At 62.6% G+C, this 18286-nt stretch carries 19 protein-coding genes; 18 read left to right on the top strand and 1 reads right to left on the bottom strand.

Going from position 1 to position 18286, the window contains the following annotated elements; translation table 11 throughout:
* Window positions 1–1200, bottom strand: a complete 1200-nt coding sequence (locus CRO62_RS22410) for an MFS transporter (protein ID WP_179784598.1) — start codon at window positions 1198–1200, stop codon at window positions 1–3.
* 107 nt (window positions 1201–1307) lie between these two features.
* On the opposite strand from CRO62_RS22410, the gene CRO62_RS22415 reads away from it, so the two are divergent.
* The 18 genes from CRO62_RS22415 (at window position 1308) to CRO62_RS22500 (ending at window position 18248) form a co-directional block, all read left to right on the top strand.
* Window positions 1308–1715, top strand: a complete 408-nt coding sequence (locus CRO62_RS22415) for a phage major tail protein, TP901-1 family (RefSeq protein WP_097103217.1) — start codon at window positions 1308–1310, stop codon at window positions 1713–1715.
* The gene (locus tag CRO62_RS22420; RefSeq protein WP_097101980.1) at window positions 1715–2071 is read left to right on the top strand and encodes a gene transfer agent family protein; all 357 of its coding nucleotides are present in this window, start codon (window positions 1715–1717) and stop codon (window positions 2069–2071) included. Before CRO62_RS22415 ends, CRO62_RS22420 begins: the two co-directional genes overlap by 1 nt.
* The gene (locus CRO62_RS22425; protein WP_179784659.1) at window positions 2068–2289 is read left to right on the top strand and encodes a rcc01693 family protein; all 222 of its coding nucleotides are present in this window, start codon (window positions 2068–2070) and stop codon (window positions 2287–2289) included. Before CRO62_RS22420 ends, CRO62_RS22425 begins: the two co-directional genes overlap by 4 nt.
* A gap of 98 nt (window positions 2290–2387) precedes the next feature.
* A complete protein-coding gene (locus tag CRO62_RS22430; RefSeq protein WP_097101984.1) occupies window positions 2388–2969 on the top strand; it encodes a phage tail tape measure protein in 582 nt (193 codons plus the stop codon).
* A gap of 90 nt (window positions 2970–3059) precedes the next feature.
* A complete protein-coding gene (locus CRO62_RS22435; RefSeq protein WP_097101986.1) occupies window positions 3060–3698 on the top strand; it encodes a TIGR02217 family protein in 639 nt (212 codons plus the stop codon).
* The gene (locus tag CRO62_RS22440) at window positions 3695–4579 is read left to right on the top strand and encodes a DUF2163 domain-containing protein (RefSeq protein WP_097101988.1); all 885 of its coding nucleotides are present in this window, start codon (window positions 3695–3697) and stop codon (window positions 4577–4579) included. The genes CRO62_RS22435 and CRO62_RS22440 overlap by 4 nt, the downstream gene beginning before the upstream one ends.
* The gene (locus tag CRO62_RS22445) at window positions 4576–5010 is read left to right on the top strand and encodes an NlpC/P60 family protein (protein ID WP_097101990.1); all 435 of its coding nucleotides are present in this window, start codon (window positions 4576–4578) and stop codon (window positions 5008–5010) included. Before CRO62_RS22440 ends, CRO62_RS22445 begins: the two co-directional genes overlap by 4 nt.
* Window positions 5011–5027: 17 nt before the next feature.
* Window positions 5028–8831, top strand: coding sequence for a baseplate multidomain protein megatron (locus CRO62_RS22450; RefSeq protein ID WP_097101992.1), 3804 nt, complete (start codon window positions 5028–5030; stop codon window positions 8829–8831).
* Window positions 8832–8865: 34 nt separating this feature from the next.
* A complete protein-coding gene (locus CRO62_RS22455; RefSeq protein ID WP_003512133.1) occupies window positions 8866–9072 on the top strand; it encodes a hypothetical protein in 207 nt (68 codons plus the stop codon).
* Between the two features lie 139 nt (window positions 9073–9211).
* Window positions 9212–9466 carry a hypothetical protein gene (locus tag CRO62_RS22460; protein ID WP_003497070.1) on the top strand — a complete coding sequence of 85 codons (255 nt, stop codon included), beginning with the start codon at window positions 9212–9214 and terminating at the stop codon, window positions 9464–9466.
* 96 nt (window positions 9467–9562) lie between these two features.
* A complete protein-coding gene (locus CRO62_RS22465) occupies window positions 9563–10234 on the top strand; it encodes a response regulator transcription factor (protein ID WP_003512135.1) in 672 nt (223 codons plus the stop codon).
* Entirely contained in the window at window positions 10224–11624 is a 1401-nt protein-coding gene (locus CRO62_RS22470; protein ID WP_097101994.1) for a sensor histidine kinase, read from the top strand. The genes CRO62_RS22465 and CRO62_RS22470 overlap by 11 nt, the downstream gene beginning before the upstream one ends.
* Before the next feature lie 107 nt (window positions 11625–11731).
* Window positions 11732–12160: a hypothetical protein gene (locus tag CRO62_RS22475; RefSeq protein WP_097103221.1), complete on the top strand. Its 429-nt coding sequence runs from the start codon at window positions 11732–11734 to the stop codon at window positions 12158–12160.
* A 136-nt stretch (window positions 12161–12296) separates the two neighbouring features.
* Window positions 12297–13451, top strand: coding sequence for a c-type cytochrome biogenesis protein CcmI (ccmI, locus tag CRO62_RS22480; RefSeq protein WP_179784599.1), 1155 nt, complete (start codon window positions 12297–12299; stop codon window positions 13449–13451).
* The gene (gene ccmE, locus CRO62_RS22485) at window positions 13448–13960 is read left to right on the top strand and encodes a cytochrome c maturation protein CcmE (RefSeq protein WP_097101999.1); all 513 of its coding nucleotides are present in this window, start codon (window positions 13448–13450) and stop codon (window positions 13958–13960) included. The genes ccmI and ccmE overlap by 4 nt, the downstream gene beginning before the upstream one ends.
* A complete protein-coding gene (locus tag CRO62_RS22490) occupies window positions 13957–15951 on the top strand; it encodes a heme lyase CcmF/NrfE family subunit (RefSeq protein WP_097102001.1) in 1995 nt (664 codons plus the stop codon). The genes ccmE and CRO62_RS22490 overlap by 4 nt, the downstream gene beginning before the upstream one ends.
* Window positions 15952–16073: 122 nt before the next feature.
* Window positions 16074–16538: a cytochrome c-type biogenesis protein CcmH gene (locus CRO62_RS22495; RefSeq protein ID WP_179784660.1), complete on the top strand. Its 465-nt coding sequence runs from the start codon at window positions 16074–16076 to the stop codon at window positions 16536–16538.
* A 156-nt stretch (window positions 16539–16694) separates the two neighbouring features.
* On the top strand, window positions 16695–18248 hold the full coding sequence (locus CRO62_RS22500; protein ID WP_003512147.1) for a Do family serine endopeptidase: 1554 nt from the start codon (window positions 16695–16697) through the stop codon (window positions 18246–18248).
* Window positions 18249–18286 lie beyond the last annotated feature (38 nt).

The raw sequence follows: 18286 nt of genomic DNA on the forward strand, positions 1-18286 counted from the left end.
TCAGGAATTCTGTTTGCGCACGGTGCGCCAGAGCACGATCAGCAGCAGAAACGAAATGCTGATCAGCACGGCGGCGATGGTGAGCATGGCCGATACCCCGCCGCGATCCAGCGCCAGCGTGAAAATGACGGGCGCCACGGCAATGGCAAGGTTCTGCGGCAGGGAGATACGCGCGGCCTGAAGGCCATATTGTTCCGGTGAAAATACCGCGAGCGGCAACACCGCGCGACTGACGGTGAGCACGCCCGCGCCAAAGCCGAAGAAAATGATGAACCCGATGAAAGCGGGCATGGCCGGGGCAAAAACGAGCAACAGCACGAAGGATGCGAGCAGCATAGCTAAGCCGATCATGCAGGTGACAAAGGGATTTCCGTGTTTTCCAAGCAGAAAATCCAGCCCGCGCGCCATGATCGCAAGCACGCTGCGCACGGCTGCCAGTTGCACGGCGAGCGATTGCGATGCGCCGGCATGGACCAGCAGCAGAGGCAGGAGTGGCGAAAAGCCAAAGGCTGTGAAGGCGCTAAGCGTCGTCATTGCCGCCAGAAGCAGAAAGGCGCGCCGCGTATCGACAGGCGATGTCGAGACCGCAGCGGTTTTCGAAGTGCCCGGAGTATTGCTCGTCCTTCGTCCGGGAAGGACAAAAACATAGAGTGGCAGAAGCACGAATATCTGCAGACAGCCATATACCAAAAGGGTGCCGCGCCAGCCCAGGTGCTGATCTGCGACGGTGGTGACGGGCAGGAAAACCGCTGCCGAAAGCCCGGTAAACACCATCAGAAGCGTCAGCGACCGGCCACTTTCCGCGCCGACACGTTCCACCACAGCCGTATGGGCCGCCGTCGTCAGGCCGCAGGTCGCGGCCAGACCCATCACGACCCAGCCGAGGACATAGCTGATCACGCCGCCCGCAGAGGCGAGCACGACAAAACCCGCCGTGAACAGCAACGAACCCGCCACAAGAACGGGGGCGGCACCACGGCGCACGAGCGTTCTTCCCAGAAGCGGGCCGCAGAGGGCGCTGATCGTCATCATGACGGTGAGACCGGCAAAAACGACCTCGTTTGCGATGGCCAGTTCCTGTCCGATGCGTGGTCCCAGTATGGCCAGCATGTCGAAACCGGTGCCCCAGCTGACGACCTGCCCAACCGCAAGCACGCCGATAAGGCGCGCGCGAGACGTGAAGGGGGTGGCTTCAGACATGATGAAAATCGCGGGTGCGAGATGCGGGAATGCTTTTGGTAGCAGGCCAGTTGCGACCCGGCAACATCAAACGAGACGACATCAATCGAAACAAGAGGGAGAACACCATGGTGGCGCAGAAGGGCAAGGACCTGCTGCTGAAGTTCAACAACGCCGGCTCCTATGTGACCGTGGCGGGGCTCAGAACCAAGCGTCTGGCCTTCAACGCGCAGGCGGTCGATATTACCGACGGCGAAAGCGCCGGGCGCTGGCGTGAGCTTCTGGCCGGCGCCGGCGTGCAGCGGGCGTCGCTGACGGCGTCGGGCATCTTCAAGGATCAGGCAAGCGATGCCCTGGTGCGTGGCGCATTTTTCGCCGGCTCCATTCCGGGCTGGCAGATCGTCATTCCTGACTTTGGCACAATCACCGGGCCATTCCAGATCGTCGCGCTCGAATATTCCGGTCGCCACGATGGCGAGGTGCAATTCGAGACCGCGCTGGAATCGGCCGGTCTCCTCAATTTCGGAGCACTGTGATGCCGCAAGGGCTACGTTACGGGCGGGCGAACCGCCATCGCGGCGAGACCGAGGCGCTGATCGATGGCGAAAGGCGCGTTCTTTGCCTGACGCTCGGCGCTCTCGCCGAACTCGAAACCGCCTTTCAGGCCGATGATCTCACCGCGCTCGCCGAACGTTTCGCAACCGGACGTATGAAGGCGGCCGATATGATTCGGGTGATCGGCGCAGGTCTGCGCGGCGCGGGCAACATGTTTTCCGATGAAGACGTGGCCGCAGCCACGGTGGAAGGCGGCGTTGCCGGCCACGCCGCCATCGTCGCCGATCTCCTGACAGCCACCTTTGCCGGTTCGAGGGGCACGCCGCCGGACCCCTGAGTGCCGCAGCAGGTGAGGTGGGCGATCTGACGCCGCGTCCTTTTCCCTGGGAGGCGGTAATACACACCGGCTTCCACCTGCTGCGGCTTTCCTCCGAAACCTTCTGGCGGCTGACGCCAAGGGAATTCTTTGCCATGACCGGCGGCATCCGCCCCGCTTTCCACACCCTCGACCGCCCGGCGATGGAGGCGATGATGCGGCGGTTTCCGGATGGGTGAGTGTGGTTTGCTGTTTTGGGGGACGTGCACTTTTTCGTAAAAACCACCAGGTAATTCAAACATTTACGGTTCCGTTTTGAATCAGAAAGGCAAGGGTGATGGCAGGCGAAGGATCGATTGCGGACAGTCGCGAGGAAGCGGAAGCGCTCTCGGAGGTGATGGGTGATCTCGAACGGCGTTCCGAGCGGTTTGGGGCGGCGTTGACTTCTGCCATGCAGGCAGCGGTGACGGGCGGCAAGGGGCTGGATGAAGTGTTGCGCGGGCTTGGCGAACGGCTCTCCGGCATTGCGCTTTCCGCCGGGCTGAAGCCGCTTGAGAACATGATCGGCAATGCCGTGGGCGGGCTTTTGAATGGCGGCGGTTCGCTATTTGCCTTTGCCGATGGCGGGGTGCCGGGACGCAGCATCACGCCCTTTGCCGATGGCGGTGTGGTCGCAAGCCCGGCCTTCTTCCCGATGGGCGGCGGGCTTGGCCTGATGGGCGAAGCGGGTGCCGAGGCGATCCTGCCGCTGAAGCGTGGTTCGGATGGGGCGCTCGGTGTTGCCGCACCGGCGGGTGGCGGCGGCGCGCAGATCGTTTTCAATGTGACGGCGACGGATGCGGCGAGCTTCAGAAAAAGTGAAGGCCAGATCGCCGCCATGCTGGCGCGCAGCGTCGGGCGTGGCCAGCGCGGCCTGTGACGGATTGAACCTCCTCCCTGCACGACCTCTGTGTCGAGCGTGACCCTTCCATCTTTCCCAGACTATCAAAACGAATCCAGGAACAACGACATGGCGGCATTTCATGAAGTGCGGTTTCCGCTGAGGCTGGCGCTTGGCGTAAGCGGCGGGCCGGTAAGGAGAACCGATATCGTCAACCTTTCCAATGGGCGGGAGAACCGCAACCAGCGTTGGAAGAATGCCAGACGCGCCTATGACGCAGGATCGGGCATTCGCTCCGTTGCCGATCTTTACGAGGTGCTGTCCTTTTTCGAGGCGCGGCGCGGTGAACTCCATGGTTTTCGGTTTCGCGACCCGGTGGATTTCAAATCATGTCCGCCGGGCCAGACACCTGCTGCAAGCGACCAGAAGATCGGCACCGGTGACGGCACGACGACGGCTTTTCAGCTGGTGAAGACCTATGTCGATGCGGGCGGTTCTTTCACCCGGCGGGTGGAGAAGCCGGTCGAGGCTTCGGTCATCGTCTCAGTCGATGGGGTGAAAGCCGTTTTGTCGGATGTTTCGGTCGACCATGCGACCGGTACGGTGACGTTTCGCGCCGGTAAGGCGCCGCCTGCCGGTGCCGCAATCCGGGCCGGTTTCGAATTCGACGTGCCGGTGCGATTTGCAATCGACCGCATCGACGTGAACCTTACCGCCTTCGAGGCGGGCCGCATTCCCTCCATTCCATTGAAGGAAATCCTGCCATGAAGACCATTCCTGCCGCTTTTGCCGAACATCTGGCGGGCGAAGCCACGACCACCTGCCATTGCTGGAAAGTGACGCTGAAGGACGGCGAGGTCATCGGTTTCACCGACCATGACGAGACCCTTTCCTTAGCCGGTACTGCCTATCTGGCCGCAAGCGGCTTTGGCGCGAGTGATAGCGACAGCGAGGCCGGACTTGGCGCGAGTGCGGGCGACGTGACGGGCGGCTTTTCCAGTGAGGTGATTTCCGAAAGCGATCTGGCCGCCGGACGTTTCGATGGTGCGCAGGTGGCGCTCTACCTCGTCAACTGGCAGGTGCCGGAACAGCATGTACTGCTGAACATGCGCGAAATCGGTGAGGTGACACGGGCGGGCGGGGCGTTTCGCGCTGAGCTGCGCAGCATCGCCCATCGTCTTTCCCAGCCGCAGGGCAGGGTCTATGGGCGGCGCTGCGATGCCGCCCTTGGTGATCGGCGATGCGGCGTCGATCTCAATCGATTCACCGGTACCGGCAGCGTTGCGGGCGTGGATGCGGCGGGCAACCTGCTGGTGACAGGGCTGGACGTTTTCGCCGATGGTTTCTTCAGCCGTGGGAAATTGCAGTTTCTGAGCGGCCAACTTGCCGGCAAGGGTTTCGATCTCGACGGCCACGAGAAACGCGATGGCGGCACGCTTCTGTCCTTGTGGCTCGCTCCGGAGCAACCGGCGCAACCGGGTGATGTTTTTTCCGTCATCGCCGGCTGCGACAAGAGTTTTGCGACCTGCAAGGCGAAATTCGCCAATCACCTGAACTTTCGTGGCTTTCCGCATCTGCCGGGGGCGGATTTCGCCTATTCCTACGCCAGCGGCGGCCAGACCCATGACGGCAAGGCGTTGTTTCCATGAATAGTACCGGAGAAAAAGTGCTGGCGCTCGCGCAAGGCTGGATCGGCACGCCCTACCGGCATCAGGCGTCGTTGCAAGGCGTTGGCTGCGATTGCCTCGGCCTTGTCAGGGGTATCTGGCGCTCGCTTTACGGCGAGGAACCGGAACTGCCGCCGCCCTACGCATCAGATTGGGCCGAGCGCGGCGGCGAGGACCGGTTGCTGGATGCCGCGAAACGTTATTTTTCGGCGGTGCCTGATATGGAAGAGGCGATGCCGGGCGACCTGCTGCTGTTCCGCTGGCGGGCGGATGCGGCGGCGAAACATCTCGGCATTCTCGCCGGGCCGCAGCATTTCATCCATGCCTATGAACAGGCGGCAGTGGTGCGCTCGGCGCTGGTGCCGGGCTGGAAGCGGCGTATTGCCGGCGTCTTCCGTTTTCCCGAACCCTGACATTTTTCGAGGCAAGCATGGCGACCATTCTCTTTCAGGCGGCGGGTGCAGCACTCGGCGGCGTTTTCGGCCCCGTCGGTGCCATCATCGGCCGCGCGGCCGGCGCGCTGGCGGGCAATGCCGTTGACCGTGCGCTGCTTTCCAGCGGCCGCACGGTGTCGGGTGCAAGGCTTTCTACGGCACGGATTCCGGGTGCGGATGAGGGCGCGACCATCAACCGGCTTTACGGCACGGCGAGGATCGGCGGCACGCTGATCTGGGCGACGCGCTTCGAGGAAAGCGTCGAGGTGACACGTCGCGGCGGCAAGGGCAATCGCGGCGCGAAGGTGGAGACCTTTCGCTACTTCGCCAATCTCGCTATCGGGCTTTGCGAAGGCGAGGCGGCCATGGTGCGGCGCGTCTGGGCCGATGGGCGGGAACTGGACCTGAGCGCCATCGAGATGCGCTTTTATCCCGGTAGCGAGATGCAACTGCCCGATCCGCTGATCGAGGCGAAACAGGGCGCAGGCAATACGCCGGCCTTTCGCGGGTTGGCCTATGTCGTGTTTGAACGCCTGCCGCTTGACAGCTATGGCAACCGCATTCCGCTGATGCAGTTCGAGGTGGTGCGACCGGTCGGCCGGCTGGAAAAAGCCATCCGTGCCATCACCGTCATTCCTGGTGCGACGGAACACGGTTACGCCACAGCTCAGGTTTCGGAACGAACCGGCATGGGCGAAAGCCGCATCATGAACCGCAATTGCCTGACGGCCTTGACCGACTGGCAAGCCGCGATCGACGAATTGCAGGCGCTGTGCCCCAATCTGCAAAGCGTGGCGCTGGTGGTGAGCTGGTTCGGCACCGATATGCGCGCGGGCGAATGCCGCATTCTGCCGGGTGTGGAAGTGGCAGGTCGCGACAGGGAAAGTGCGGCATGGTCCGTCGCCGGTGTTTCGCGCGGGCAAGCGCATCTCGTCAGCCATCACGGCGGTGGCCCGGCCTATGGTGGCACGCCGGATGATCGAAGCGTTGTGCAGGCGATAGCAGACCTCAAGGCGCGTGGTCTGAAGGTCTGCCTTTATCCCTTCGTGATGATGGATGTACCCGCTGGCAACGGCCTGCCGGACCCCTACGGCAAAGGCGAGCAGGACGCCTATGGCTGGCGCGGACGCATCACCTGTTTTCCCGCACCCGGCAGGGCCGGTTCTCCCGATCGTGGCGACGGCGTGCGCACGGAGATTTCCGCCTTCTGCAACCGCACTGAGGGGTATCGCCGCATGGTGCTGCATTATGCGGCGCTGGTGGCGCAGGCGGGTGGGGTGGATGCCTTCCTGATCGGCTCGGAGCTTCGCGGGCTGACAAGCCTGCGCGACCATAACGACGTCTTTCCTTTCGTGGAGGAACTGGTGCGGCTGGCGGCGGATGTGCGCGCCGTTGTCGGGCCGGCAACGAAACTGACCTATGGCGCGGACTGGAGCGAATATTTCGGTTATCAGCCGGCGGACGGTTCCGGCGACGTGTTCTTCAATCTAGATCCGCTGTGGGCAAGCCCTGATATCGATGCCATCGGTATCGACAACTATATGCCGCTTTCCGACTGGCGCGACGAGGATGCCGCAAACGGCAATCCTGATGGTATGAGCGGCCCGGACGATGCTAACGCCTTCCGTCGCGCCATCACCTCGGGTGAGGGTTTCGACTGGTATTACGCCAGCCATGCTGACCGCGCGGCGCGGCGGCGCACGCCCATCACCGATGGTCTCAAGGGCAAGCCGTGGGTATTCCGCTACAAGGACCTGCGAAGCTGGTGGCAGAATACCCATTACGACCGGGTGCGCGGTGCCGAGAAATTGACGCCAACCGCATGGGTGCCGGGGTCGAAACCGATCTGGTTCACCGAACTCGGCTGCCCGGCGGTGGACAAGAGTGCGACGCGCCCGAATGTCTTTCCCGATCCGAAATCGGCGGAAAACGCTTATCCCTATTTTTCCCGCAGAAGCCGCGCCGACAGCCAGCAGCGACGGTTTCTGGAGGCGCATCTCGACCACTGGAGGGGGAAGGGCGATGCGGCGATGGTGGATCAGAACCGCGTCTATATGTGGACCTGGGATGCGCGGCCGTTCCCCGCCTTTCCGCAGAACGGCGCGGCCTGGAGCGATGGGGCCAACTGGCGTACCGGCCATTGGCTGAACGGCCGGCTTGGGACTGCTACACTTGCCGATACAATCGCCGCAATCCTGACGGACCATGGCTTTTCCGGTTTCGACATCTCGGCCGTCAGTGGCGATCTGACGGGATATGTGCAGGGCGACGTGACCTCGGCCCGCAACCTCCTCGAGCCGCTGATGGCGGCGTTTCAGGTGGATGTGGCAGAGGATGGCGGAACCCTGCGCTTCCGCTCCCGCAATACGGCGGTTCTGCCCGTGCATGACGCTGCCGTGCTGGCCGATCTGGACGACGAACCGCTGTGGTCGGAAAATCGCGGCCATGACAGCGATTTCGCCGCAGAGGCCGTGCTGACCTCGTTCAATCCGGCGCTGGACTACGAGCAGGCGAGCGTGCGTTCGCGCCGTATCGATAATGCCGGCAGCCGCGTCATGCGGCTAGACCTTAACGCGGCACTCCCGGCGGAAACGGCGGAAGCCGCGGCGGAGGCCCTGTTGCGTGACAACAGGCAGGCACGGCGCACGCTGCGTTTTGCCCTGCCGCCCGCAGATATCGCTCTGGAACCCGGCGATTGCATTCGCCTCCCGCAGAGTGTGTTTTCGGAGGCTCCGGCGGGGAGGTTTCTGGTCAGCCGGATTGAGGACGGTGCTGTGCGGCAGGTGGAGGCGCGTGCCTTTTCCGCCGCATCCGCCGCCTTTGCGGGCGCTGTGGATGAGCGTCGTGTTGGCGGGGCAAACGGCGCGGAAGGCTTTGCCCCGGAGGTGCTGTTTCTCGACCTGCCGCGCCATGACGGCACAGCATCTGAAAATTCGGCGCGGATTGCCGTTTTTGCACGGCCATGGCGGCCAATCGTCGTTTCGTCCTCCGCAGGCACGGAAGGCTACCGGCAGCGCGCCGTGCTTGACCGGCCCGCGATGATCGGCACGTTGGCGATGCCGCTGACATCAGGCCCCTCCGGCCGTTTCGACCGGCAAAACACCATCCTGATCGATCTGCCATCCGGCGAGCTTTCCTCGGCCACGGAGCTTTCGGTGCTGAACGGCGAGAAACGCATGGCGGTGAGGGCCGCAAACGGTGTTTGGGAGATCATCGCTTTCGCGCGCGCAGAGGAAATTGCGCCTGCGCGCTGGCGGCTTTCCGCTTTGTTGCGGGGGCTTGGCGGCACGGAAGATGCGTTGGCCGTTGGCGCGCCGGTGGGCGCCCCTGTTGTGGTGCTGGACGCGGCGGTGCAGCCGCTCGGTCTTGCCGCGACCGAGCGCGGACGGCGTCTGAACTGGATCGCCGAGGCGGCGGGAACGGCGGGCGCTCCCGCCGGGCCTTTCGTCTTCGAGGGTGGCTTGCGGTCTGAAACGCCGCTTGCGCCGGTGCATCTTGCGGCCGAGCGGCGCAGGGACGGCGTTTTGCTGCGCTGGGTGCGCCGAGGCCGGATGGAGGCCGATGGCTGGGACGCGAGCGAGATACCGCTGGAAGAGCCGTTCGAGCGTTACCGCGTGGAGGTGCTGGATGGCGAGGCCGTGCGACGCACGGCAGAGGTCTCCGAACCCTTCTGGCTGTACCCCAAAGCGGGCGAACTCACAGATTTCCCGACCTTGCGGGATCACATTTCCGTGCGTGTCCGTCAGCTCGGCCGCGCGGTGCCTCTGGGAGTGGCGGCGCAAGCCGTTCTCCCACTCTGACAACTACCTGAAAAACAACGCAAAGGACGAGATTATGGAGAGTACCAAGGCATGGTATCAATCGCGCACGATCTGGGGCGCCCTGGTTGCGGTTTTCGCACCGCTTTTCAGCGTCGCCGGACTTGATCTTCCCGCCGGCCTGCACGGCGAGCTGGCAGAGGGACTGGTGACCGTTGCGGGCGGAATTGGCGGCCTCGTCGCACTTTACGGCCGCCTTTCGGCAACCCGTGCCATCCGCTGACGCCAATAGCGCCCATACCGTCCCCGCCGTGCGTCGTGGCGTCGGGGGCGGCATTCATTTGCCATTCAGACGCTTTGCGCTACATATTCGGTCACAATACGGTTCGAGACGCAGCCGATTTTTTTGGAAGATTTGTGCAATGGCATCACCTCTCATCATCGCGACGCTTGCAGCCGGGCTTTCCGGTTTCACGGCGCCCGAGGCTGATTTGCAGGGCCATTACATTCTGGCTGCAAGCGATTGCGGCGCGGCCGTTGCCCGCGTGGTGCGCGAAACCGGTGGTCAGCTTCTTTCGGTCTATCCCTCCGGTGACGGTCAGTCCTGTGTCGTTACCGTTCTCGTCCAGGGGAATGGCGAGCGCCCGCGCAAGGTAACGATGCGCGTGCCGATGTAGCCTTGCCCGCATCGCCGAAATATCGGAAAACAATCCGAGACAGTTAGCATGACCGGCGACGCGCGCGCGGGCCGGGACGTAAGGAAAGGGCGGATAATGCGTATTCTCGTGGTTGAGGACGATGCCAATCTCAATCGTCAGCTGACCGACGCGCTGAAAGAAGCCGGTTATGTTGTCGATCAGGCATTTGACGGCGAGGAAGGCCATTATCTCGGCGATACCGAACCCTATGACGCGATCGTTCTCGATATCGGCCTGCCGCAGATGGACGGCATCACCGTCGTCGAGAAATGGCGCGCGGCGGGCAAGGCCATGCCGGTGCTCATTCTCACCGCCCGTGATCGCTGGAGCGACAAGGTGGCGGGCATCGATGCCGGCGCCGACGATTACGTGACCAAGCCCTTCCATGTGGAAGAAGTTCTTGCCCGTGTGCGTGCGCTCATCCGCCGCGCCGCTGGCCACGCTTCCTCCGAACTCGTCTGCGGACCGGTCAAGCTCGATACCAAATCCTCCAAGGCAACGGTCAACGGCGTGACGCTGAAGCTCACCTCGCACGAGTTCCGCCTGCTTTCCTATCTCATGCATCACATGGGCGAGGTCGTCTCGCGCACGGAGCTGGTCGAACATATGTACGATCAGGATTTCGACAGGGATTCCAACACGATCGAGGTGTTCGTCGGACGTTTGCGCAAGAAGCTCGGGGTTGATCTGATCGAGACCATCCGTGGCCTCGGTTACCGGATGCAAGCGCCGGCAGATGCGAAGTAGCTCTCTTACCGCCCGCGTTCTTCTTCTCGCCTCCGCCTGGTCGGCGCTGGCGCTGGTGGTCATTGCCGTCGTGATCTCGACGCTCTACCGGCAGGGCGTGGAGCGCAGCTTCACCGATCTTCTGCGCGCGCAGCTTTATAACGTCATCAATTCCGTGACGATTTCGAACGAGAATACGCTGGCCGGCAGCCCGCAGCTCGGTGATCTCCGGTTTTCGCAGCCCGATACCGGCTGGTACTGGGTGGTGGAGCCGCTCGGCAATTTCCAGACCGCACCGCTGGTCTCCTCTTCGCTCGGCGTCGCGTCCTTGCCGGTGCCGAGCATTATCGATGCTCCCTTCGATAACAGATACGAGCGGTTTTATGCCGTGACGGATGAGGCGGGCAACAAGGTGCGGGTGGCGGAAACGGAAGTCGTGCTGGATGGTGAAGGCCGCGCGGCGCGTTTCCGCGTTTCCGGCAACCTCAACGTCGTTGAGGACGATGTGCGCAATTTCTCCAACAGCCTTTATCTGGCGCTCGCCGTCTTCGGCGTCGGCAGTCTGGTCGTCAATGGCCTTGCGATTCTCTACAGTCTACGGCCGCTCGATCAGGCCCGTCTGGCGCTCGGCAAGATCAGGGGCGGGGAGGCGGAAAGCCTCGAAGGCGAATTCCCGCGCGAAATCCAGCCGTTGGCGAACGAAGTCAATGCGCTGATTGACAGCAACCGGCGCATCGTCGAGCGCGCCCGCATGCAGGTCGGCAATCTCGCACATTCGCTGAAAACGCCGATTGCCGTGCTTCTGAACGAGGCCCGCACGCTGGAGCCGCAGCATGGCGATCTGGTGCGCGCGCAGGCTGACGCCATGCAGGCGCAGGTGCAATCCTATCTTTCGCGCGCTCGAATCGCCGCCCAGCGCGGCTCGATCCTTGCCCGTGTCGAAGCGGAGCCGGCGCTGGAACGGCTGGTGCGCGTCATGCGCCGCCTCAACCCCGACAAGCAGTTCGAGCTGAATTTCGAGCATCCAGGAGCGGTGCTGGGTATGGAACAGCAGGATCTGGAGGAGATCGTCGGCAATCTTCTCGAGAATGCCGCACGTTTTGCGCAGACCAAAGTCGTCGTCACGCTTGCGACCGGCACTCACCCGTCCTCCGACCCCGAAATGGGCCGACGCTCATGGGTGGAGTTGATCGTGGAGGACGACGGGCCGGGGCTGGAGCCCGGGCAGATCAGCGAAGCGATGAAGCGCGGCAGGCGGCTGGACGAAAGCCGTCCGGGCACCGGCCTCGGATTGTCGATCGTTTCCGAAGTGGTGTCTGAGTACCATGGCCACTTTTCCCTCTCGCGCAGCGCGATAGGTGGCCTGAAAGCCGATCTGATTTTGCCTGGCCTCTCGAAAGAGCTTGCGTGAGGCAAGAAAAAAGGCAAGAAATTCAATGCCGATATATTACGTGCGGTGCGGTAAGGAAAAGAGGACAGGGTTTGGTTGACGTGTATGATGGCTGCCGCTCCGTGACGATGCGTTCGCTGGTGTCACGCCCGGCACTTCTCTCGATCCTGTGCGTATCGATGCTGAGCGCCTGCACCACCACGGGCACCCGCTCGGCCGGTGGCAGCCTGTTCGGCGGTTCGGCACAACCTTCAACGCCGTTCCTTGCCAACATGCAGGGCGGCATTGTCGGGCGAAGCGGTCTGGATCTCGAAAAGGGCGACCGCACCAAAGCGCTGGAGGCCGAATATCGCGCACTGGAAACCGCCCCGGTCGGTACGCCGGTGTCATGGACCGGCGAAGATGCCAGCGGCCAGGTGGTTGCCAATGCGCCCTATCAGGTGGGCAACCAGAATTGCCGGCAATATTCCCACACGCTGACTGTCGATGAAAAGGAAACCCGGGTACGCGGTGCAGCCTGCCGCAATGCCGATGGCAGCTGGTCTCCTTTGACGTAAATCAAGGTCATGGACCTTTCCGAGTGACAGGAAGGGCTATAGCGGTGCAGCCGGGCGGTGCGGCGTGATGTCTCAAATTCGCGTCATCTCCGCGCTTCATGTTTCCATGTGCCGTGCATTCGAGTAATTGAGCCTTATGTTCTGGATTGTCGTTGCGATATTGACGGCGGCTGTCGCCATCGTCCTGATGTACCCGCTGATGCGGAAGACCGAGGTGTCGCAGACGCGCCGCGACGGCGAGGTTGCAGTCTATCGCGACCAGCTTGCCGAACTGGACCGCGAGCGTGCCGCCGGCCTTATCGGCGAGACGGAGGCCGAATATGCCCGCGCCGAAATCGGCCGCCGGCTGCTTGCCGCAGCCGATACCCATCAAGACGCTGAAAGCAGCGCCCGGCCGCTGCGGCACAATCTCGCCGTAACCCTGATTACCGTTTTGCTGCCTGCACTTGGCCTCTGTCTTTACATCTGGAAGGGAAGTCCGGAAGTGCCGGACATGCCGCTCGAGGCACGTCTGGAGCAACCCGGCAACGACATGAACCTTCTGGTCGCCCGGGCCGAGCGGCATCTGGCCGAAAACCCCGACGACGGTGCAGGCTGGGATATTCTGGCGCCGATCTATTTCAAGACGATGCGGCTTGGCGATGCCGAGCTTGCCTATCGCAACGCGCTTCGTCTGCAAGGGCCGAGCCCGGAACGGCTGACGGGACTTGGCGAAACGCTGGTGGCGAGCAATGACGGCATCGTCATCGAGGCTGCGCGTGACGCCTTTGCCGAGGCCGAACGGCTGAAGCCCGGCAATCCACGTGCCCGCTTTTATCTGGCGCTGTCACTGGAGCAGGCGGGCAAGGCGCAGGAGGCGCGTGCGGCCTTTGCAGCACTGGCGGCGGATGCACCCGCCGGTGCGCCATGGTTGCCGCTGGTGCGGGAACATATCGCCAGAACCGGCGGCGAGGCAGCGCCCGGCCCGACCGCAGGCGACGTGGCAGCGGCGAAAGACATGACGCCCGCCGACCGGCAGGCGATGATCGAGGGCATGGTGGCAAGCCTCGACGCCAAGCTCAAGGAAAATCCCGGTGATTTCGAAGGCTGGATGCGCCTCGTGCGCGCCTATTCCGTCTTGAACAATGCAGCGAAGGCGGGCGAGGCACTGAGAGCCGGTTTGCAGGTTTTCCCGCCTGAGGGCGAAGAGGGTAAGCAGCTTCTGGCGCTGGCGAAGGAATTGGGAGTTTCCGCCGGACCCGTTCGCATGGACGGGCAAGGGCGCGCGATGCCGCAGGGAGTGACGCAATGACCCGCAAACAGAAACGGCTCGCAATCATCGGCGGCGGCATGAGCTTCATCGTCGCGGCCGTGCTGCTCGTCATGTTCGCCTTCGGCCAGTCCATAGCCTATTTCTACATGCCGGCCGATCTGGAGAAGACGCCGGTCAATCCCGGCACCCGCATCCGCCTTGGTGGGCTGGTGGCGGAAGGCTCCGTCAAGCGCGGGGAGGGCCGCACGGTCAGCTTCACGGTGACTGACGGTGAAGCAAACGTGCCCGTCAGCTATACCGGCATTCTGCCCGATCTTTTCCGCGAGGGGCAGGGTGTGGTGACGGAAGGCGTTTTCGATGCCGCGACCCATGGCTTCGTCGCCGACAGCGTTCTGGCCAAGCATGACGAAAACTATATGCCGAAGGAAGTGGCCGACCGGCTGAAAGACAGGGGCCTGTGGCAGAACACCGGAGAGGGTGGGCAACCTTCCGGCGCAGCGCCTTCTCCTGCGGGGGCTTCAGCCGACAAGACCGGAGCGATAAAATGATCAACGAGATCGGCCACTACGTTCTGGTTCTGGCACTCGCCGTGGGGCTGATCGTCTCGACGCTGCCGGTGATCGGCGCGCGCCGCAACGACCGGGCGCTGATGGATATCGCCTCGCTCGGCTCCGTCGTGATGTTCCTGCTCGTGGCCTTGTCCTTTGCGGCGCTGACGCGGGCCTATGCGGTCTCGGATTTCTCCGTGCGCAACGTCTGGGAAAACTCCCATTCGCTGATGCCGATGCTCTACAAGTTGACCGGCGTCTGGGGCAACCATGAAGGCTCCATGCTGTTGTGGCTGCTGATTCTGCTGTTTTTCAGCGCGCTCGTTGCCGTCTTTGGCCGCAATCTGCCGGAAACGCTGAAAGCCAATGTGCTGTCCGTACAGGCCTGGATTTCCGTCGCTTTCCTGCTGTTCATCCTGCTCACCTCCAATCCGTTCATGCGCCTGGAGCGGGTGCCGGCCGAAGGGCAGGACCTGAACCCTATCCTTCAGGACTTCGGCCTCGCCATCCATCCGCCGCTGCTTTATCTCGGCTATGTCGGGTTTTCCGTCTGTTTCTCCTTCGCCGTCGCTGCACTTCTGGAGGGCCGGATCGATGCGGCCTGGGCGCGCTGGGTAAGGCCGTGGACGCTCGCCGCATGGACCTTCCTGACGGCAGGTATCTCCATGGGATCCTACTGGGCCTATTACGAACTCGGCTGGGGCGGCTGGTGGTTCTGGGATCCGGTTGAAAACGCCTCCTTCATGCCATGGCTAGCGGGCACCGCGCTGCTGCATTCGGCACTCGTCATGGAAAAGCGCGAAGCGCTGAAAATCTGGACCGTGCTTCTGGCGATCATGACCTTTTCGCTGTCGCTGCTCGGCACCTTCCTCGTGCGCTCCGGCGTCTTGACCTCCGTGCACGCCTTCGCCACCGATCCGAGCCGCGGCATCTTCATTCTCGGCATCCTCACCGTGTTCATCGGCGGAGCTTTCGCGCTGTTCGCATGGCGGGCGCCCTCGCTGAAGGTGGGTGGATTGTTTGCGCCGATCTCGCGCGAAGGGGCGCTGGTCCTCAACAATCTGATCCTGACGGTCTCGACCGCGACAGTACTGATCGGCACGCTCTATCCGCTCATTCTCGAAACGCTGACAGGCGAAAAAATCTCGGTCGGCGCGCCGTTCTTCAACCTCACCTTCGGCCTCCTGATGATCCCGGTCCTGATCGTCACGCCCTTCGGGCCGATGCTCGCTTGGAAACGCGGCGATCTTCTCGGCGCTTTCCAGCGGCTTTATGTGGCGGCCGCCATTGCAGCCCTTGCCGGGCTGACGCTCTGGTACGTGGAGAACGGCGGCCCGGTGCTGGCGGCACTCGGTATCGCAGCCGGTTTCTGGCTGATCTTCGGGGCGCTTGCCGATCTCTGGTATCGGGCCAATTTCGGCAAACTGGCCTTCGGCATCGCTTTTCGGCGCCTCAAGGGCCTGCCGCGTTCGGCTTTCGGCGCTGCACTTGCCCATATGGGGCTTGGCATCACCGTGCTCGGCATCGTCACCGTCACCACCTTCGAGACCGAAACCGTTCTTGAAATGAAGCAGGGCATGGAGGCGAAGGCGGGCGGCTACAGTCTCACCTTCGACGGTATTCGCCATGCCGTCGGCCCTAATTTCACCGAGGATCGCGGCCATTTCACTATACGCAAGGCGGGTGTGGAGGTGGCCGACGTCTGGTCCTCCAAACGGCTCTACACCGCACGGCGCATGCCGACCACGGAAGCGGGCATTTTGACCTTCGGCCTCAGCCAGCTCTACGTCTCGCTCGGTGACCCGATGGCGGATGGCGGCATGGTAGTGCGCATCTGGTGGAAACCCTTCATCCTGTGCATCTGGGGCGGCACGCTGTTCATGATGGCCGGCGGTTTGATATCGCTCTCCGACAGACGGTTGAGGGTGGGCGCACCGAGCCGCAAGGCGAAGCCGGCAAAAACGGCCGCGATGCCGGAGGCGGCGGAATGAGTGGCGAACTCTCCTCATTCCTGTGCTTGTTACAGGAATCCAGTCGACGTGCGTCTGCGCGGCGGGAGAGCCTTTTCAGCCCAAGGACTTGGGCTGGCTGGATTCCTGTGACAAACACAGGAATGAGGGAGGTTGTGGCGGGGCTCACGCTCCTTCTCGTCCTCATGTTTACGTCATGGCCGGCCTTCGCGTTCAATCCCGACGAAGTCCTCAAAGACCCGGTGCTGGAACAGCGCGCCCGCAATCTCACGTCTCAACTGCGCTGCATGGTCTGTCAGAACCAGTCGATCGATGACAGCAATGCCGAACTGGCACGGGACCTGCGCGTTCTGGTGCGGGATAGGCTGGTGGCAGGCGATAGCGATCGGGCTGTAGTCGACTACGTCGTGTCTCGTTATGGCGAATTCGTGCTGCTGAAACCGCGTTTCAGCTTGCGCACCGCACTTTTGTGGGCCGCGCCCATCGTTCTGGCGCTTGCGGGAATATTCGCCATCCTCGTTTTTTCGCGTCGGCGCGCCACCCAGGAGCGGCCGGAAAAACTGAGCGCGGACGAAGAAGAGAGAATTCGTAATCTCATTGAAAAATAACCGATTTTCATATCTGTCCTCGGTTCTTTTTCAACATTACGGTTTTTTCATTCGTCAGACACTTCGCTGTAAGGTGTCGCCTCCTATATCTTCATCATCCACCGCTTCTCCCCCGGTCAAACGGGTTCCAGTCTGAATGAAGAAAGAAGGTACACCATGTCTCACTCGCAAAACGGACGCTCCTCGCTGAAGACGGTTCTGAAGGCAACTACCGTTGGCGGTCTTGCCGCGCTGATGCTTTCCACAGGCATCGCCGCACCGATCGTTCATTCCTTTGCCGCTCCGGTCGAGGTGACTGCGCCGCAGGTTCCGAGCTTCGCCAATGTGGTCGAGGCGGTTTCGCCCGCCGTCGTCTCCGTTCGCGTCCAGTCGAACGTGCAGCCCGCTTCCGATGATTCCAGCAACTTTTCCTTCAATTTCGGCGGCCGTGGTCTCGACCAGCTGCCGGACGACCATCCCCTGAAGCGCTTCTTCAAGGAATTCGGCGGCCCCAACCAGGACCGTCCCGACCGTGGTCCGAACCGTCACCGTGACGGCAAGGGTCCGCTGCGCCCCGTCGCTCAAGGATCCGGCTTCTTCATCTCCGAAGACGGTTATGTCGTCACCAACAACCACGTTGTCGATGACGGCTCCGCCTACACGGTGGTGATGAATGACGGTACCGAACTCGAAGCCAAGCTCGTTGGCCGTGATCCGCGTACCGATCTGGCGCTGCTGAAGGTCGATGTGAACCGCAAGTTCACCTATGTGCAGTTTGCCGACGATAGCAAGATCCGCGTCGGTGACTGGGTCGTTGCCGTCGGTAACCCCTTCGGCCTCGGCGGCACGGTAACCTCGGGCATCGTTTCCGCCCGTGGCCGCGATATCGGCTCCGGCCCCTATGACGATTACCTGCAGATCGACGCCGCCGTGAACCGCGGCAACTCCGGTGGTCCCGCCTTCAATCTCAACGGTGAAGTCGTTGGCATCAACACCGCGATCTTCTCGCCCTCCGGCGGCAATGTCGGTATTGCTTTCGCCATCCCGTCGTCCGTTGCCAAGGACGTGATCGCCGACCTGCAAAAGGACGGCAAGGTCGAACGCGGCTGGCTCGGTGTGCAGATCCAGCCCGTCAGCAAGGACATTGCCGAGTCGCTTGGTCTTGCCGAAGCGAAGGGCGCGCTCGTCGTCTCGCCGCAGTCCGGTTCGCCGGGCGACAAGGCTGGCATCAAGCAGGGTGACATCATCACTGCCGTCAATGGCGACCCGGTCAAGGATGCCCGCGATCTGTCGCGCCGCATCGGCAGCATGACGCCAAACAGCAAGGTTGAAATCTCGCTCTGGCGCGGCGGCAAGTCGCAGTCGGTCACCGTGACGCTTGGCGATCTCGCAAGCGACGATGCCTCCAAGGCAACGCCGGGCCAGGAAAACGACAGTGGCAGCAAGCCTTCCAGCGCAAAGGTGCTGTCGAGCCTCGGCCTGACGGTTGCGCCCGCTGACGACGGCAACGGCCTTGCCATCACTGATGTCGATCCGGACAGCGACGCCGCTGCCCGCGGCCTGAAGACGGGTGAGAAGATCACCTCCGTCAACAACCAGCAAGTGGCTTCCGCCGCCGATATCGAAAAGGTTCTCGAGCAGGCGAAGAAGGACGGACGCTCCAAGGCGCTGTTCCAGATCCAGACGGACAGCGGCAGCCGCTTCATCGCACTGGATATCGACCAGGGTTGATAATCTGAGATGCGACGTCGGTTCTTTTTTGAGCCGGC

Source organism: Rhizobium sp. AN6A (genome assembly GCF_900215635.1).
Lineage (GTDB): Bacteria > Pseudomonadota > Alphaproteobacteria > Rhizobiales > Rhizobiaceae > Agrobacterium > Agrobacterium tumefaciens.